Genomic DNA, 18,221 nt, shown 5'->3' on the forward strand with positions numbered 1-18,221 from the left:
TATACTATAGTTGTTTGGGTTTATTCAAAATTTCAGACCATATGATACCATTGATAACTTCATTGTTTGAAAATGACATTCCTTGTGTTGCTGATGCTTTTATGTTTGTAGCATCTGTCAACGTCTTCAGCTTGACTTGTTTTGCACGGTTAGACATGTATGGATCTTCAATAATCGCCTTTGCACGTTTTTCAATGCTAGCAAGCTGTTTCTGACGTTCAAGGTGTAGCTCAGTACCTAACTCATGCATACGCTGACTGACCATATCATTGAGACGTTGACGTTCCTGTTCCTCATCATTGCGTCTTTCAGATGTTTGTTGCGGTTGCACTTGCTGGTCTACTTTTTTAGTATAATCTACTGGTGATACGGATTCCTTTGTCTTTTGCGGTTTGTCAGAAGCCATCTTCTCAGGTTCTGATAAAGATTTTTCCATTTCTGAAAGCGTTTCTTGTACCTTTTCAAAAAAACCTTTTTCTGGTGTTTCTGTTGGCTTTTGAGGGCGAGGTGGTTGTTGTTTTTGGCGTTTTTCATGTTGCTTATCCCCAATAGCACTAAATAATGATATGGCTATAGTAATGAGGAAAATAATGAAACCCATACTCATAAAATCACCTCAGTTTTATTGATCAGATGATGTGTTACTTTGTTCTTGAGAGTGTTTGTTAATTGCTTCTCTCATACCTGTATCTGCTTCAATATTTTTCAAATTGTAATATTCTTTGACACTGATATTGCCTGAACGAAGAGCTTCAGCCATTGCAAGTGGTACCTCTGCCTCAGCTTCAACAACCTTGGCATGCATTTCTTGAACACGTGCTTTCATTTCTTGTTCTTGTGCTACAGCCATTGCACGACGTTCTTCTGCTTTGGCTTGTGCAATATTCTTGTCTGCAATTGCTTGTTCAGTTTGTAAGTCTGCACCAATGTTTTTACCGATATCAACATCAGCGATATCAATTGATAAGATTTCGAATGCAGTACCTGAATCGAGCCCTTTACTCAAGACTGTTTTTGAAATGTTATCAGGATTTTCTAATACTTGAGAGTGGTGTTCACTTGAACCAATAGTCGAAACAATCCCTTCACCGACACGTGCGATGATTGTATCTTCTCCTGCACCACCAACAAGACGAGAAATATTTGCTCTTACCGTAATACGCGCTTTTGCTTTAACTTCAATTCCATTCATGGCAACACCCGCAATAAATGGTGTCTCAATAACTTTTGGATTAACAGACATTTGAACGGCTTCAAGAACGTCACGACCCGCTAAGTCAATCGCTGCACCTCGTTCAAATGGCAGATTAATATCTGCACGTTGAGCTGCGATATTGGCATCTACAACTCGGTCAACATTACCACCTGCTAGGTAATGAGATTCAAGCTGATTCGTTGTAATTTGCAAACCTGCTTTGTGTGCTTTGATTAATGGACCGATAACTTTTCTAGGTGACACACGACGTAATCGCATACCAACTAATGTGCCAATACTTACCTTGACTCCTGCTGCTAATGCAGAAATCCAAAGTCCAATTGGTACGAATGAGAATAAAATCATTAATGCAACAATAACGAGTATTACAATAATGATTAACGATATAAAACCAGCTGTAAACATGTATTCCATCTCCTTTTTATGAATGAATTAATCGAACAACAACACGTGTTCCCTCGACTTCTATTATTTTTACTTGTACATTTTTAGAGATAAATGGCCCTTCTGACACAGCGTCAATACGTTCATTATTAAGTAAAATAATACCTGCAGGACGCAAATCAGTCAGTGTTGTTGCAAGCTCACCTACGAGATGAGAGCGATCATTGTGGGACGTATAGCCTGATTCTTTATTTGTTGAATCTTTTAATACAACATTGTCAAATAAGGCAATCGTTTTTTTGAAGAAGTTCACTAAAATCACCCACTCAATAATTGATAAAATTAATGCGACAATGACATTAAATAGCATCATTGGCAAATTATCGCCAATAGTTATTAAACTAAATATAATGAGTCCCATTCCAATAAGACCTAGAATTGCACCTATCACAAATAGTTCAATAATGACTAAAATAATACCGATAGTGAAGAGAATCAGCGTTGTTGCTGAAACATCTCCTTGAACAATAAACCCTAAAAATATCATCAATAGTGCAAGCAATGAAATAATACCTGCAAAGTTGAATCGCTTGGAATATAGCTGATAAACAAATCCTAGGAACACGAGACACGTTAAAATCAACGAAGTTAGCGGTGACGTAAGTAATTCACCCAAACTTAGAAATCCGAATGGAAAAGAGACAGCACCATAATTTAAGCACATATGTAAACCCATCTTATTTTAAACTCACCTCACCCTCACTTATTAGTATACATGAATTTTTTGTGTACTTATAGTGATAGTATCATAGTATCTTTTAAAAACAAAAACCCCAAAGACTTGACGAATCAGTCAACCCTTTGAGGCTTTTATATATCATTTTAATTTTGAATGTTGAGGGAGTTCAACACATTAATGATTATCTGAATTTACGCTTACGAGCAGCTTCAGATTTCTTTTTACGTTTTACACTTGGTTTTTCATAGAATTCGCGTTTACGAACTTCTTGAATTGTACCGCTTTTTGACACTGAACGCTTAAAACGACGTAATGCATCTTCTAATGATTCGTTTTTACGGACTACTGTTTTAGACATCTGTATTTCCCTCCCTCCAAATATCAAAAAAACTTTTCATATTTACACAGTGACTCACCATGTATAAGCTAGTATAAGATAAAACTTATTGTCGGTCAATCGACAAAATTACATTTTTATGGATATCAGCCAATTTTTCTTATAAAAAAGTTATAAATTACGCTAACACTTCGATTTCAGATTGATTGTTTGCATGCTCAACGGTTCTTAGGAAGGTACCATAGTTAATTGGATAACCAACTGTATCGATTTTAACCTTACAAATTTCACCAATAAGAGAGGCATCTCCTGCAAATTCGACTTTCATATAATTATCTGCATAGCCGACAAGCACACCATCTTGTGCACTTTTTTCTTCAGGAATCACTTCTAATACATCATGTTCAAATTGTGATGCATAGGTTTTAGCAAGTTGATTACTCAATTCAATAAGCTTATGTACACGCTCATTTTTAACTTCTTCATCAATTTGATCATCCATACGTGCAGCGGGTGTACCGATTCTTGGTGAATAAGGGAAAACATGCAACTCTGAAAATTGGTGCTCAACAATAAAGTCGTATGTTTCTTGAAATTCAGCTTCAGTCTCACCAGGGAATCCAACAATCACATCACTTGTTACAGCTAAACCAGGTAGTGCAGCATGTAGTTTTTTAATTCGCTCTGAAAAATGTGCCATTGAATATTTGCGACGCATACGTTTCAACACTGTGTCAGAACCAGACTGTAGCGGTATATGCAAGTGGCGGACAACTTTAGATGAGTGTTGAAGTACGTCAATCACTTCGTCCGTTAATTGGCTTGCCTCGATCGATGAGATACGAATGCGTTCAAGCCCTTCTACTGTTTCAAGATCACATAACAATTGTGCCAAGTTATAATCTTTCAAGTCTTGACCATAACCACCTGTATGGATGCCCGTTAAAACAATCTCTTTATATCCAGATTGCACGAGCTGTGTAGCTTGTTCCACTACTTTTTGTGGGTCGCGAGAACGCATTAAGCCGCGAGCCCATGGGATGATACAGAATGTACAGAAGTTGTTGCATCCTTCTTGAATTTTAAGTGATGCACGTGTTCGATCTGTAAAGTAAGGTACATCTAATTCTTCATACGTACGGTTTTTCATGATATTGCTAACACCATTAATGGGTTGTCTTTCTTGTTGGAACTCATCAATGTATGACAATAATTTATGACGATCTTGTGTACCAACAACAATATCAACACCTGGAATTTCCATGATTTCAGCAGATGATGTCTGGGCATAACAACCTGTGACACAAATAACTGCTTCAGGATTTTGTCTGATTGCTCGGCGAATGATTTGGCGACTTTTTTTATCCCCTGTATTTGTTACGGTACAAGTATTGATAACAAATACATCTGCATTTTGTTCAAAATCAACACGCTCGTAATCAGCTTCTTTAAATAATTGCCAAATTGCTTCAGTTTCATAATGGTTTACTTTACATCCTAATGTATGAAAGGCAACTGTTGACATGACTTCACCTCATTAATTCTATTTCGTAACTAATGGCACTTAACGCATAGAGTGGTGCCGTTTCAGCACGAAGAATACGCGGACCTAAACCAACAATATTTGCATGTGTTTCGAATAAAGCTATTTCTTCTTCGCTAAATCCACCTTCTGGACCAATTAAAAGTAACACTTTATTGTTAGGCTGGAGCTGTGAAAGCATCTCCTTAAACTTTGATGTTTCTCCATTTTTTGCCTGTTCTTCGTATGCCATTAGAATATAATCATATTCATTAATCATATCATATACATATTTTAAATTCGAGTAATATTTTATATTTGGTATCTGCTGTCGATAGCTTTGTTCAGCTGCTTCTTTAATAATCTTTTCCCAGCGTTCCAATTTTTTAGAGGCTTTTTGGTCGTTTAATTTGACAACTGAACGCGCCATTTGAACAGCAATAAAGTTGTGTGCGCCTAATTCCGTTGCCTTTTGCAGCATCCATTCATATTTGTCAGATTTAATCAATCCACTTACAACAGTAATAGACACAGGCATTTCTGTATGAATTTCAAGCTTTTCAGTGGCCTCAACTTCAATATTTTTTTGATCAATATTAATGATTGTCACTTTGTAAGTTTGTTGGTCATTAAAATTAATAATGATGTGGTCGCCTACGTTGTAACGCATAACTTTCAATATATGATGAATATCGTCTTTACTTGTGATAAAAAAACGCTGATGTAACTCAGCGTTTTCATTTAAAAAATAGCGTTGCATTAGTTAGCCACCTTCTGTCCAGTGATACATACCCAGCCATCAACATGTTGGACATCGATAATTTCAAATCCAACAGCTTTCATTTGCGATTGAATGGTCTCACTTTTTTCTTCAATAATCCCCGAAGTAATAAAATAGCCAGATGGGTTAAGTCTTTCATAACTATCAGCAATCATTAGCTCTATGATATGCGGTAGTATGTTAGCAATAACAACATCATATTGTGCAGTTTCTTGTGTTAATAAATTCCCTGTCGCTGTTTCAATAGCTTCATCACATGCATTTTTCTTAAAGTTATCTCGTGCTACTTTAACTGCCATTTCGTCTAAGTCGATGGCTTTGACGGATTTGGCATCCATTAAATGTGAAGCAATGCTCAGTATTCCTGATCCTGTACCAACATCAATAACGGCATGTTCAGGCTTAACTACGCGTTCAATCGCATGTAGGCACATACTCGTTGTCGGATGATCACCTGTTCCAAAAGCCATTCCTGGATCTAATTCAATATATAAGAAATCATCCTCTTGTGAAACAGACTCCCAACTAGGGACGATGAAAAATTTGTCAGAAGCTTGAAATGGATGAAAGTAGTTTTTCCATTCATTTTCCCAGTCTGATTCAGCAATGACTTTAGTGACAATGTTTAATACTGTTGTGTCCACTTCTTCAATCGATTCTAGTCGATGTGTTAAACGCTGTGTAAATGAGTCATCAACTTGCATCTCCGTATAATAGCCTTTAATAAGCATATGCTTGTCTGGGTAGTCTGAGGGGTCTAAGTCGAATATTTCACCGTACTTGTCCTCTCTCACCTTTTCAAGCTCATTGGAATCTTCAATTGCGACGCCATTAGAGCCAAATTCTTGAAGTAAATTCGTTACAATTGATTCAGCTTCTTCATTGACTGTTACAGAAAGTTCTATCCAGTTCATAGTATTAATCTCCCTTAAAGAAACGACGTGCTTTATCTTTGAAGTTGCTTGGTTGTTCGTTGATATCATCGCCACTCTCTTCAGCAAAGGCTTTTAAAAGCTCTCTTTGACGTTCTGTTAATTTTGTTGGTGTAACAACTTTGATATTAACAAATAAGTCACCATAACCATAGCCGTGAACATTTTTGACACCTTTGCCTTTTAAGCGGAATTGTTTCCCAGATTGTGTTCCCGCTGGAATCGTTAACATGACGCTACCTTTTAATGTAGGGATTTTAATTTCATCACCGAGTGCTGCTTGTGCAAAGCTGATTGAATGTTGATACAAGATGTCATCACCTTCACGCGTAAACTTATCAGATGGTTTAACACGGAAAATAACGTATAATTCTCCCGCAGGCCCTCCATTTTCACCTGGTGAACCTTGTCCAGCTAAACGGATTTGTTGATCATTATCTACACCTTCAGGAACAGTGACTTCTAATTTAACATTTTTAACTTCTGTTCCTTTACCATGACATGTTGGACAAGCTTCTTCAAATTCTTTTCCAGAACCGTTACATTCAGGACATACTTGTTGTGTGCGTACACGTCCTAAGATTGTATTTTGTTCAACTGAAACATGACCTGCGCCATTACAGTAGCTACATGTATGTTTTTTCGTGCCTGGTTTTGCACCTTCACCGTCACAAGTATGACAAACAACTTCTTTGCGGACTGAAATTTCTTTTTTTGTACCAAAAACAGCTTCTTCAAATGAAATGGTCATTGTGTATTGTAAATCATCACCTTTACGCGGTGCATTAGGATCTCTTTGACGCTGTGTACCTCCAAAGAAAGAACTGAAGATATCTTCAAAACCACCACCGCCAAAGCCAGAAAAGTCTTGTCCACCAAATCCGCTTTGACCAAATCCACCTTGTGCACCTGCATGACCAAATTGATCATAATTTGCACGTTTATTATCATCACTTAGCACTTCATATGCTTCACTAATTTCTTTAAATTTCTCGTCAGCACCATCTTCTTTATTAATATCTGGATGGTATTTTTTTGATAATTTACGATAAGCACGCTTTATCTCATCTTTAGAAGCACTTTTTGAAATACCAAGGACTTCATAATAGTCTCTTTTTGCCAATGCAATCTCTCCTTTTATTGAATATTTGATTGTTTGAAAGCAAAAGAGGCTGGGACGATGATTGTCCTAGCCCCTTTTGAGCGACTGCTTACAGTCAATCTATTTCTCACGATACATTATTTTTGATCGTCATCTTTAACTTCTTTGAATTCAGCATCTTCTACTGTATCATCTTGTTGTGCTGCACCGCCTTGTGCTTGTTGTGCTTGTGCAGCTTGCTCATAGATCTTCATAGAAAGTTGTTGAATCACTTGTTCAAGCGCTTCTTTTTTCTCTTTGATTGCATCAATATCATTGCCTTCAAGCGCTGATTTTAATGCTTCTTTTTTGTCTTCAGCATCTTTTTTATCATCTTCAGATACGTTGTCACCTAAGTCTGTTAATGTTTTGTCGACTTGGAAGACAAGTTGATCTGCTTCGTTACGTAAATCTACTTCTTCACGACGTTTTTTGTCTGCTTCAGCATTTTGTTCAGCATCTTTTACCATGCGATCGATTTCTTCGTCTGAAAGTGATGATGAAGATTCGATTGTAATTTTTTGTTCTTTGTTAGTACCTAAATCTTTTGCTGTAACGTTAACAATACCATTTTTATCGATATCGAATGTTACTTCGATTTGTGGTACACCACGTGGTGCTGGTGGAATATCTGTTAATTGGAAACGACCAAGTGTTTTGTTGTCTGAAGCCATTGGACGTTCACCTTGTAATACGTGAATATCTACAGATGGTTGGTTATCAGCTGCTGTTGAGTATACTTGAGATTTAGATGTAGGAATTGTCGTGTTACGTTCGATTAACGTATTCATGCGACCACCCATGATTTCGATACCTAGTGATAATGGAGTTACATCAAGTAATACTACGTCTTTCACATCACCCGTGATAACGCCACCTTGAATTGCCGCACCCATTGCAACAACTTCATCAGGGTTTACACCTTTGTTTGGCTCTTTACCGATTTCTTTTTTGATTGCTTCTTGTACAGCTGGAATACGTGTTGAACCACCGACTAAAATAACTTCATCGATATCTGCATTTGATAGACCAGCATCTTTCATCGCTTGACGTGTAGGTCCCATTGTTTTTTGTACAAGATGGTCTGCTAATTCTTCAAATTTTGCACGTGTTAAAGTTACTTCTAAGTGCAATGGACCTGCAGCACCTGCTGAGATAAATGGTAATGAGATTTGCGTTGAAGAAACACCTGATAAATCTTTTTTCGCTTTTTCAGCTGCATCTTTCAAACGTTGTAATGCCATTTTGTCTTGTGATAAGTCTACCCCATTTTCAGCTTTGAATTCTTTGACTAAGTAGTCAATGATTACTTGGTCAAAGTCATCGCCACCTAATTTATTGTCACCAGCAGTTGCTAATACTTCAAATACACCGTCACCTAATTCAAGGATTGATACGTCGAAAGTACCGCCACCAAGGTCGAATACTAATACTTTTTCTTCTTTGTCTGTTTTATCTAAACCGTATGCTAAAGCTGCAGCTGTTGGTTCGTTGATAATACGTTCAACTTCTAAACCAGCGATTTTACCAGCATCTTTTGTTGCTTGACGCTCACTGTCGTTGAAATATGCAGGTACAGTAATAACTGCTTTTTCAACTTTTTCGCCTAAATAGCTTTCAGCTGTGTTTTTTAAGTTTTGTAAGATCATAGCTGAAATTTCTTGTGGTGTATAATCTTTACCTTCAATATTTTCTTTATGGTCTGTACCCATGAAACGTTTAATAGATTGAATTGTGTTTGGGTTTGTGATGGCTTGACGTTTCGCCACTTCACCGACTTGTGTTTCACCATTTTTGAATGCGACAACAGATGGTGTTGTTCTTGCACCTTCTGGGTTTTGAATTACTTTAGGCTCGTCACCTTCTAATACAGATACACAAGAGTTTGTTGTTCCTAAGTCAATACCAATTACTTTACTCATATTCAAATTCCTCCTAATTTACAAACAATGTTATTTTACATAAATGATCGTTTTTCGTCAAAAATTATTGATTTACTTTAACCATTGATGCGCGTAATACGCGATCTTTTAATTTATAGCCAGACTGTAGTTCTTCTGTAATTGCACCTGATTCAAAATCTGGGTTATCGTCTTGAATTACAGCTTGGTGAAAGTTTGGATCAAATTGCTCACCTTTTGCTTGGATACGCTCCAGACCATTATCTTCAAGTGCTTTAATAAGGCTGTCATAAACCATTTGTACGCCTTTTTTCAATGATACAAATGACTCATCATCACCTTCTATTTGTAATGCTCGTTCAATATTATCAAGTGTTGGTAAAACATCACTTAACACTTGTTGCGCACGGTATGTTTTTTGAATATCTGCTTCATTTTGAATACGGCGCTTATAATTTTCAAATTCTGCATATAGTCTTAAATATTTTTCTTCAGAAGCATCAACTGCTGCCTGTAATTTTTCTAGCTGTTCATCAACTGAAGGGTTGTTCTCATCTTCTGTTTCAACCGTCTCTTCTTGTTGATCAGCAACATCTTCTGTTGGCGCTGCTTCAGTATCTGGTTGCTGCTGAGTTGATGTTTCTTCCGTTTCTTTTGTTTCTTTTTGTTGTATTTCTTTATCTTCCGTCATTTCAAAACCTCCACGACACTTTAGAATAAGTGTGATTGAATTGTTATTAACGATTTTGACTTAGCAATTGTATCACATTTTGATAGCGCATTGCTGTTGGACCAACGATGGCAATATGACCTTCCAATTCATTTGTTAATACATATGGACGTGTCACTATTGCAATGCCTTCCAAATTATGGTCTATTTCTGAACCAATACGAATGTTAATAGGATCATCAGACACTTGCGCAATCAGCTGAGTAATTCTATCTGATTCGACATATTGAAGTATTGGTTGGATTGAAGCTACTGTACTTTCATTCAATCGTTCTATCAATTGGTATTTACCACCTAAATAGATACGAGAAGTTTCAGTTTCTAAATGCTTTTTGATAAGATAATAAACTTGAAGCATAACCGCTACTTCAGTGTTATTGAATCCCATTAAGCGATAAGCATCTAGATAGTGGTGATTTCCATGATTCAGGAAAGCTTCAATATTTCTAGACATAAAATTCGATAGTTTAATCACAGTCATATCATCAAGTTCAAATGTTAATGATAAATGTAAATGTTTCACATGACCTGACTGATGAATTAATACCACGATGATGTGATGTGTATTTACCTTCATGAGATGGACATCAATCACAGATGACTTTGTATGATCAGGTCCTACGACAATCGTCGCATAATGTGATTGATCAGAAAACAATTGTGCTAAGCAATTCAATGTTGTAGAAATATCATAATGATTTTCACTATACAATGTGCTTAGATTGAGTTTATTTTGATGTCCTTCCACACTAGGTTGCTGTAATAATTGATTAACATATAATCTGAATCCCGCTTCGGATGGAACACGTCCAGATGATGAATGTGTCTTTTCGATTAACTTTTGTTCTTCTAAAGACTTCATGTCATTTCTAATCGTTGCAGGACTCACTTGAACGTTATGACGTTTGATCAACATGGTTGAACCAATGGGTTGGCCTAATTCAACATAATCTTCAACAATTGCATTTAAAATACTAATTTGCCTTTGAGTAATCATGTCTCCACCTCATTAGCACTCCTTTATCTCAAGTGCTAATTATAATTTATCAAATTGGTCAAAGTAAGTCAACGTTAAAGCTCTTAAATTTGAAATTTCTATTTTAACTTGATGAATTGTTCAAATACATAGTTGCCAATCACTCGCCCCTCAGCAGTTAATGCGATATGTGTCGGTGTATTCATAATCAATTTTTTCATTTCAAGTTGTTGAAGTTCACTGCGATAATATGTATCTACTGCACAACCAAATTTTTGCTTAAAGCGCTTCTTATTCACACCTTCATTCATGCGGAGTCCTAAAAACATTTCTTCTTCAATCTGTTCTTGTAAACTCAAACTATCTTCTGTAAGTATCGGGCGCTTACCATGCGATACGTGTTCAATATAATGATTGACAGGATTAATGTTAGTATATCTTATGCCATTCACATAACCACTTGCACCAGCACCAAAACCATAATACGCTTCATTTTTCCAATAAACTTTATTATGTGCCGATTCATGCCCATCTTTGGCAAAATTAGAAATCTCATATTGATGTAGTCCGTGTTGTGTGAGTTTTTCAACCATATATTGATACATTTCTGCACCTAATTCTTCACTTGGCATGGATAGTTGCCCTTTTTGATATAAATTATAAAATTGTGTTTGTTTTTCTAAAATAAGTCCATAACTAGAAATATGATCGACCTCTAAAGAGATTGCCTCTGTTAAGCTTTCTTCAAATTGTTGCATTGTTTGACCAGGTAATTGGTACATCAAATCCAAGCTAATAGATGAAATTTCATGTTTGCGTGCATTACGAACAGCCGCATAAATGTCTTCTCGTCGGTGAGCGCGTCCTAGTAATTTGAGTAACGCATCATCAAATGTTTGGACACCAAGTGAAAGGCGATTGACACCATATTTTTTCAAAAGTGCCACCTTTTTTTCAGTCAATTCATCGGGATTGGCTTCGAATGTATATTCACCGCTAATAGTAAAATGCTCATTGATTGCTGCTAATAAGCGTTCTAACTGTGCTTCTGATAAAGCAGTTGGTGTCCCGCCACCGACAAACATAGTATTTAAATCTTTTTGTTGTGCCCAAGACATCTCTTTAATTAAACTTGTCAAATAAGTATCCACTGGCTGATGTTGAATAAAATATTTATTAAAATCACAATAAGTACAAATCTTGACACAAAACGGGATGTGAACATATGCACTTTTTACTTGTTGCATTGTCATCGCTCCTACGAAATAAACTCCCAAGTCACACAGCGAACAAGTGATTGGGAGCATATTTTAGTTATTCATCGTCCATTTTTAATACAGCTAAAAAGGCATCTTGTGGAATTTCAACACTTCCTACTGCTTTCATTTTAGCTTTACCTGCTTTTTGTTTTTCAAGCAATTTACGTTTTCGGCTAATGTCACCGCCGTAACATTTTGAAAGAACATTTTTACCCATAGACTTAATATTTGTACGTGCTACAATTTTATGACCAATTGCGGCTTGCACAGGCACTTCAAATTGTTGTCTAGGAATCAATGTTTTGAGCTTCTCAACTAACACACGACCACGTTCATAAGCAAAGTCACGGTGCACGATGAAACTCAATGCATCTACTTTGTCACCATTTAATAGAATATCCATCTTAACAAGATTGCTTTCCTTGTTTTCAATGAATTCATAGTCAAATGATGCGTAACCTTTTGTATTCGATTTGAGTTGGTCAAAGAAATCGAATACAACTTCTGATAATGGCAATTCATAAACAATGCTTACGCGAATATCATCTAGATAGTCCATTGTAATAAATTGACCACGCTTACGTTGACAGAGCTCCATGACTGCCCCTACATAATCGTTAGGAACCATCATTGTTGCTCGAACGTATGGTTCGAAAACTTTATCAATTTGATCACGGTCAGGCATTTGAGCTGGGTTATCCACCTTGATAGATTCACCATTTCTTAACACTACCGTATAGATTACAGATGGCGCAGTCGCAATCAATTCAATACCAAATTCACGCTCAATACGTTCTTGAATGATTTCCATATGCAACATACCTAAAAACCCAGTACGATAACCAAAGCCGAGAGCTTTAGAAGATTCTGGTTCAAACTCTAACGAAGCATCATTTAATTGTAGTTTTTCCAACGCTTCACGTAAATCATTGTAGTCTTTGTTATCAATTGGGAAAAGACCACAATAAACCATTGGATTCATTTTCTTATAACCTTGTAATGGTTCACTTGCTGGGTTTTCTTCGTGTGTAATAGTATCCCCAACACGCGAATCATCTACATTTTTAATACTCGCAATAATGTAACCTACATCCCCTACCGTCAGTTCATCGACAGGTAGTTGCTTAGGTGTATTGATACCCACTTCTGTGACTTCAAAACTTTTGCCCGTTGCCATCATCTTAATACGGTCTCCAGCTTTGACAACACCATCGACAACACGTATTGAGGATACAACACCGCGATATGGATCATACTCAGAATCAAATATCAATGCTTTCAGTGGAGCGGCAGGATCTCCTTCAGGTGCTGGTACCATTTCAACTATTTTCTCTAAAATTTCATCGATACCAATATTAGACTTGGCACTTGCCAAAACAGCATCATCTTTGTCTAAACCAATTACATCTTCCACTTCTTGTTTTACACGTTCAGGTTCAGCAGCGGGTAAATCTATCTTATTAATAACTGGAATCAACTCCAGGTCGTTGTCTAAAGCTAAATAAACATTGGCTAAAGTTTGCGCCTCAATACCTTGAGCAGCATCAACTACTAAGATTGCCCCTTCACAAGCAGCTAAAGAACGCGACACTTCATATGTAAAGTCGACATGTCCTGGTGTGTCAATTAAATGAAAAGTATATGTTTCGCCATCATTCGCTTCGTATTTCAAACGCACAGCATTTAACTTGATAGTAATTCCACGTTCACGTTCTAAGTCCATTGAATCTAAGAGCTGTGCTTGCATCTCACGTGATTCGACAGACTTTGTATTTTCTAAAATTCGATCCGCCAGTGTTGACTTACCATGGTCAATATGGGCGATAATCGAAAAGTTTCTTATATTTTTACGTCTATTTAAGCGCTCACTATTATTCATAATATCCTACTCTCTTTCATAAGAAGATTCCCCATATAAATCTCTTGTATCTTTGATATGATAACGTTTTTAATCCATAATTGCAACCAGCTAAAAACACATAAACGAATCTTTACATTGTTGTCATATTAAAAAATAAGGTTAAGCGTATAATTAATGATTGCACAATGTGAACACTTTTGATAGAATAAATCTTGTTGTAATCAAAGTTATTTTGATACCAAGTTGATTCTAGGAGGTGTCTTTCATGCCAAATATCAAATCTGCTATTAAACGTGTAAAAACAACACAAGTAGCTGAGAGCCAAAACATTTCTCAAAAGAATGATATGCGTTCTGCAGTGAAAAGTGCAAAAAAAGCAATTGAAACTAATGCTGATAATAAACAAGAATTAGTAAGCAAAGCGATCAAACGTATTGATAAAGCTGCGCAAAAGAATTTAATTCATTCTAACAAAGCTGATAGAATGAAATCTAAATTAATGTCAGCAAAATAATCATCTATGATAGTGCAAAACACTATATAGTCCCTCTAATGTTGATTTATTCAATATTAGAGTTTTTTTTATGCTATGACACCGAAATAACAGCATTTTGCTATTACGTCGGTATCATAAAATGAGTTACAAACTAAGAATAAACAATTCAAGTATCAATACTTTATCCATATACGATGACTTAAGCTTATAATCTGTCTCAGCACATGCATCAATGATTTTTAGCAATTGTGCTAACTGATACTTTCTTGTTTGCTGTAAAGCCAATTTCACACGATATGGATGTACCCCAACTGTTTTCGCGATTTGTTGTTGTGAATAGCCTTTTTGACTGAGAATAAGAGATTGATAATACAAACGATAGTTACTTGTTATAAGTGCCAGCAACTTAATTGGCTCCTCTTTTAGTTTAATCAAGTCTTTCATTAAAGTTATTGCTCGATCTTTTTCTCCTTTTTGAATATATTCAGTGAGTAAAAAGACATTTTGTTCTAAACTTCTATTTACAATAGCAAGTACATCTTGTTTAGTAATAGTCGATCGATGACCAATGAACAATATTATTTTTTCGAGTTCTTGCTGAATAATGCGATAATGAATACCAGTTAAACGAATCAATGTATCTAATGCATCTTGCTTAATATCCTTAAATTGTGCATGCAACTGTGATTGAACCCATGATTTCATCTCTTGTTCAGTAAATTGCTCCACTTTTTTTAGTGACGCATATTTTTTTAGATGTTTAACGACTTTTTTTCTTTCATCAAGTTTTGCGGCATTCACTTGAAAAATAACCAATGTTTGACTGTCATAATTTTCAAGAAAACGCATAAAACCATTTAAATTGGGTTGTGTTGTTTTAGTCACTTTTTCACCAGTGAAGATATAACTATTTTGCACTAATACGACTTTTTTATCCGAAAAGAACGGTAATGTCATTGCTTCTTCCATGATTACGTTTAATTCGGACTCGTACAAATTGTATTTTGCATAATTAAATTCATCTCTAGGCTCTTTATCTAAATATTTTTCAATCAGTTGATCGCTTTCTTTGTCCACGAGTTCTGGAACTTCTCCATATACAACATGCAAGTAAGACATCGGGTTCTTCCTTTCACAACTAAATGTATTCGTATTATAACATGCTTTTGTATAAAGTATGGAAAATGTTACGGTGTCGACTCACTTGATAATGTGTAATGTTGCGCGCTTTGAATATCAAAATTGACGATGACGTGATGATTATTTGCGGTACTATAAATCGGTATACCGCGTTTTTTGAAACGATCCAAAATTAATGGGTTCGGTAGACGATACATATTATGTTTTGCTACAGATAGCAATGCTACCTCTGGATTAATCGCATCTAAAAATACCTCTGAACTACTTGTTTTGCTACCATGGTGTCCAACTTTTAATATATCAACCTTTTCTAATGAATAATTGGTCATCAATTTTGCTTCATTATCTACGGTTGCATCACCCATCAACATCACTGTTGTTTGGTGAATTCTAACTAATGTTACAATTGAATGTTCATTTGGATCATCACTAGTATCAATATCACTATCTAAAAATTGGAAATCATAATCTCCTAGTTGCAAGTGAGATATCTGACGGTAATCCCATAATTTAGCTTGTTCTTGTCGAAGGACACTTCTAACTTTTTTGGCATTTATACTATCAAAATGATTTGGATTTATAATAATGTTAGATATGTTCATACGATGTGCGAGATGTTCAAGTTCTCCCATATGATCTGCATGTGGATGTGTAATAACAAGATAATCTATTTTATATATCCCTCTTCTTTTTAACAAAGGATATAATTTTCGATCAGTAATACTATATTTCTGTTTAGCATGTTGTGAACTTTCTCTTACTCCCCCTGTATCAATGAGAAGTGTCTCTCCTGTTTGAGCTTCAAATAAAATGGCATCACCTTGTCCTACATCAATTAAAGTCATACGATTCTCAAAATGTGGATGCCATAGTATCATCACGCAGAGCCAAATAATGATGAAACATACAAGTTTTTTATATTGCTGTTTTGCCAATAAGTAAGCTGTGAAACTGACGACAACTATCATCAAGAAATAACCGAATTCACCATATGATGGCAAAATTATCTTCAAATGTGTGAGCATTTTTAAAAAATGAATCAATAGCATGTGAACTTTAAAAAATAACGAAAAAGGATATGTAAAAATACATAAAACACTTGGACATATGATTGCTAAAAAAGTCGTTAAAAATGAGAGTGGAATAATAAAAAGACTATAGAGCGGAATAAAGAAAATGTTTGAAATTAATCCCAACCACTGTAATTCATTAAAATGTTGATAGCTTATTGGGATTGTTCCTAAAACTGCAATGAAGCTTGTGGTAAAAATTGACTTTAAAAAGTGCTGATGGAGATAGGTTGTACGAAGTGTAATAAGTAAAAAACAAATAGCAAAAGAATATTGAAAACCTAAATGATAATGAACAGCAGGATTAAAGAGAGAAACACAAATGTAAGCGTATAATAAAATATGCGTGGCACTTTGTTGAATAAAACGAGCAAAGATAATGACTAAAGCAGCCATAACAACAGCTCTTTGTGCACTTGGACTATTTCCTGAAAATATTAAAAATATCGGCAAAATAGCTAATAGTAATATTTGTATTATATAAAGAGGTATAGGTAATCTTTTGCCAATTGTATATAAAAGACCAGTTAAAATCCCAACATGTGTCCCACTAACAGCAAATAAATGTGAGATACCTAATTCTTTCAGTAATTGCTTCTGATCAAACGGAATGTAGTCTGTCGTACCAGTCACGAGGGCGATAATATATGGGTTGCCCGGTAATTGTGATTGTAGCAATCTTTCAGTAGCGATATTACGTGTCATTTTAATTGTATCAGTCCATGACAAATGTGTTTTGATAGTACATCTTGACATATCAAGTTGATTTACAAATAAGGTGGGAAGCAATGCATATTCAGTTGGTGGTTTAATAGTTGCATCAATATGACAGACATGTGTTGCCCAAAAATACGCATTATAATTGCCGTTATGATTACTAAAATCGCCAAAAATCAAACGATAAGGTTGGGTTTGAGTAGTTACTTCAGCAGTATAATAAGTATCTTTTTTAATAGGTAAAGTTGTCAAATGAATTGCCGTATGGATAGAGGCCTCTGAAGATGAATGAGCTGTTGCTAAAATCGAGTCAGTTTGCTGTGGAGGGATAAAAGTTTCGATATAATAACCTAATAGACATACAAGCCCCGTGCAGAAAATAGTCAATAACGTTTTTCGCTTAATCACCATGCTTACTAATAAAATGCTGCCGATAAAAAATGCAGATAAAGCATGATGATAAGCGAGTTGTCCAACAATATAAAAAAGTAAAAAATAGATCATTGTGTAACCATGATATAATTAGCAATTCGTTCAGGTTCAAATGGGATACGTTCGTACTTCACACCAGATTGTTCAAGTAACTTCAAAGCATATGAATGATTGTGATAATCTTTTGCATAATAAATTGTTTTAATACCAGCTTGTATAATTGATTTGGTGCAATTCACACATGGAAAGTGCGTTACATAAATTGTTGATCCTTCTGTTGAAACACCTTGTTTTGCACATTGCAGTAGCGCATTCATTTCAGCATGAATGGTGCGGATACAATGACCATCTTCAAGTAAACATTCATCATCAGTACAATGAACCTCTCCAGCTACCGAACCATTGTAACCGCCTGCAATAATACGATTGTCTTTAATAATCGTTGCACCGACAGATAAACGCTTACATGTTGAACGCAATGCAAGCAAATGCGCCTGTGCCATAAAATAATCATGCCATTTTATTCTTTCCATAATTTCACCTCTCGAGTAGATGTTATTTTTGATTATAACTGATTTTAATATTTC

Annotated in this window: 17 protein-coding genes; 1 reads left to right on the forward strand and 16 read right to left on the reverse strand. The window is 35.7% G+C overall.

Features of this window, described 5'->3' with window-relative positions; genetic code table 11:
- Window positions 1-4: 4 nt before the first annotated feature.
- From NXS11_RS01465 to lepA, 13 genes are all read right to left on the reverse strand, one after another.
- Complete coding sequence (locus NXS11_RS01465; RefSeq protein WP_259198030.1) at window positions 5-601, reverse strand: hypothetical protein; 597 nt, start codon at window positions 599-601, stop codon at window positions 5-7.
- A gap of 21 nt (window positions 602-622) precedes the next feature.
- Complete coding sequence (gene floA, locus NXS11_RS01470; RefSeq protein ID WP_259198031.1) at window positions 623-1,621, reverse strand: flotillin-like protein FloA; 999 nt, start codon at window positions 1,619-1,621, stop codon at window positions 623-625.
- A 16-nt stretch (window positions 1,622-1,637) separates the two neighbouring features.
- Complete coding sequence (locus NXS11_RS01475; RefSeq protein WP_259198033.1) at window positions 1,638-2,324, reverse strand: NfeD family protein; 687 nt, start codon at window positions 2,322-2,324, stop codon at window positions 1,638-1,640.
- 196 nt (window positions 2,325-2,520) lie between these two features.
- Window positions 2,521-2,697, reverse strand: a complete 177-nt coding sequence (gene rpsU / locus NXS11_RS01480) for a 30S ribosomal protein S21 (RefSeq protein WP_002471046.1) — start codon at window positions 2,695-2,697, stop codon at window positions 2,521-2,523.
- Between the two features lie 157 nt (window positions 2,698-2,854).
- Window positions 2,855-4,201 (reverse strand): tRNA (N(6)-L-threonylcarbamoyladenosine(37)-C(2))-methylthiotransferase MtaB, encoded by a 1,347-nt coding sequence (gene mtaB / locus NXS11_RS01485; protein ID WP_259198071.1) that lies wholly within the window; start codon window positions 4,199-4,201, stop codon window positions 2,855-2,857.
- A 4-nt stretch (window positions 4,202-4,205) separates the two neighbouring features.
- Window positions 4,206-4,958: a 16S rRNA (uracil(1498)-N(3))-methyltransferase gene (locus tag NXS11_RS01490; RefSeq protein WP_259198073.1), complete on the reverse strand. Its 753-nt coding sequence runs from the start codon at window positions 4,956-4,958 to the stop codon at window positions 4,206-4,208.
- The gene (prmA, locus tag NXS11_RS01495) at window positions 4,958-5,893 is read right to left on the reverse strand and encodes a 50S ribosomal protein L11 methyltransferase (protein WP_259198074.1); all 936 of its coding nucleotides are present in this window, start codon (window positions 5,891-5,893) and stop codon (window positions 4,958-4,960) included. Before prmA ends, NXS11_RS01490 begins: the two co-directional genes overlap by 1 nt.
- Before the next feature lie 4 nt (window positions 5,894-5,897).
- Window positions 5,898-7,034 (reverse strand): molecular chaperone DnaJ, encoded by a 1,137-nt coding sequence (gene dnaJ / locus NXS11_RS01500; protein ID WP_259198075.1) that lies wholly within the window; start codon window positions 7,032-7,034, stop codon window positions 5,898-5,900.
- Between the two features lie 116 nt (window positions 7,035-7,150).
- A complete protein-coding gene (gene dnaK, locus NXS11_RS01505; protein ID WP_259198076.1) occupies window positions 7,151-8,974 on the reverse strand; it encodes a molecular chaperone DnaK in 1,824 nt (607 codons plus the stop codon).
- Between the two features lie 64 nt (window positions 8,975-9,038).
- The gene (gene grpE, locus NXS11_RS01510) at window positions 9,039-9,644 is read right to left on the reverse strand and encodes a nucleotide exchange factor GrpE (protein WP_259198078.1); all 606 of its coding nucleotides are present in this window, start codon (window positions 9,642-9,644) and stop codon (window positions 9,039-9,041) included.
- A 46-nt stretch (window positions 9,645-9,690) separates the two neighbouring features.
- Window positions 9,691-10,680 carry a heat-inducible transcriptional repressor HrcA gene (hrcA, locus tag NXS11_RS01515; RefSeq protein WP_259198080.1) on the reverse strand — a complete coding sequence of 330 codons (990 nt, stop codon included), beginning with the start codon at window positions 10,678-10,680 and terminating at the stop codon, window positions 9,691-9,693.
- A 98-nt stretch (window positions 10,681-10,778) separates the two neighbouring features.
- Window positions 10,779-11,906, reverse strand: coding sequence for a radical SAM family heme chaperone HemW (gene hemW, locus NXS11_RS01520; RefSeq protein ID WP_259198082.1), 1,128 nt, complete (start codon window positions 11,904-11,906; stop codon window positions 10,779-10,781).
- A gap of 67 nt (window positions 11,907-11,973) precedes the next feature.
- Entirely contained in the window at window positions 11,974-13,797 is a 1,824-nt protein-coding gene (lepA, locus tag NXS11_RS01525) for a translation elongation factor 4 (protein WP_259198083.1), read from the reverse strand.
- Between the two features lie 247 nt (window positions 13,798-14,044).
- Here lepA and rpsT point away from each other — a divergent pair, with 247 nt between their 5' ends.
- Window positions 14,045-14,293, forward strand: coding sequence for a 30S ribosomal protein S20 (gene rpsT, locus NXS11_RS01530; protein WP_259198087.1), 249 nt, complete (start codon window positions 14,045-14,047; stop codon window positions 14,291-14,293).
- 126 nt (window positions 14,294-14,419) lie between these two features.
- Here rpsT and holA read toward each other — a convergent pair whose 3' ends face one another.
- From holA to NXS11_RS01545, 3 genes are all read right to left on the reverse strand, one after another.
- Complete coding sequence (holA, locus tag NXS11_RS01535; RefSeq protein ID WP_259198088.1) at window positions 14,420-15,394, reverse strand: DNA polymerase III subunit delta; 975 nt, start codon at window positions 15,392-15,394, stop codon at window positions 14,420-14,422.
- Between the two features lie 68 nt (window positions 15,395-15,462).
- On the reverse strand, window positions 15,463-17,706 hold the full coding sequence (locus NXS11_RS01540) for a DNA internalization-related competence protein ComEC/Rec2 (RefSeq protein WP_259198090.1): 2,244 nt from the start codon (window positions 17,704-17,706) through the stop codon (window positions 15,463-15,465).
- Window positions 17,703-18,167: a ComE operon protein 2 gene (locus NXS11_RS01545; protein ID WP_259198091.1), complete on the reverse strand. Its 465-nt coding sequence runs from the start codon at window positions 18,165-18,167 to the stop codon at window positions 17,703-17,705. The genes NXS11_RS01540 and NXS11_RS01545 overlap by 4 nt, the downstream gene beginning before the upstream one ends.
- Between the last annotated feature and the right edge of the window lie 54 nt (window positions 18,168-18,221).

The organism is Staphylococcus americanisciuri, assembly GCF_024814435.1.
Classification (GTDB): domain Bacteria; phylum Bacillota; class Bacilli; order Staphylococcales; family Staphylococcaceae; genus Staphylococcus; species Staphylococcus americanisciuri.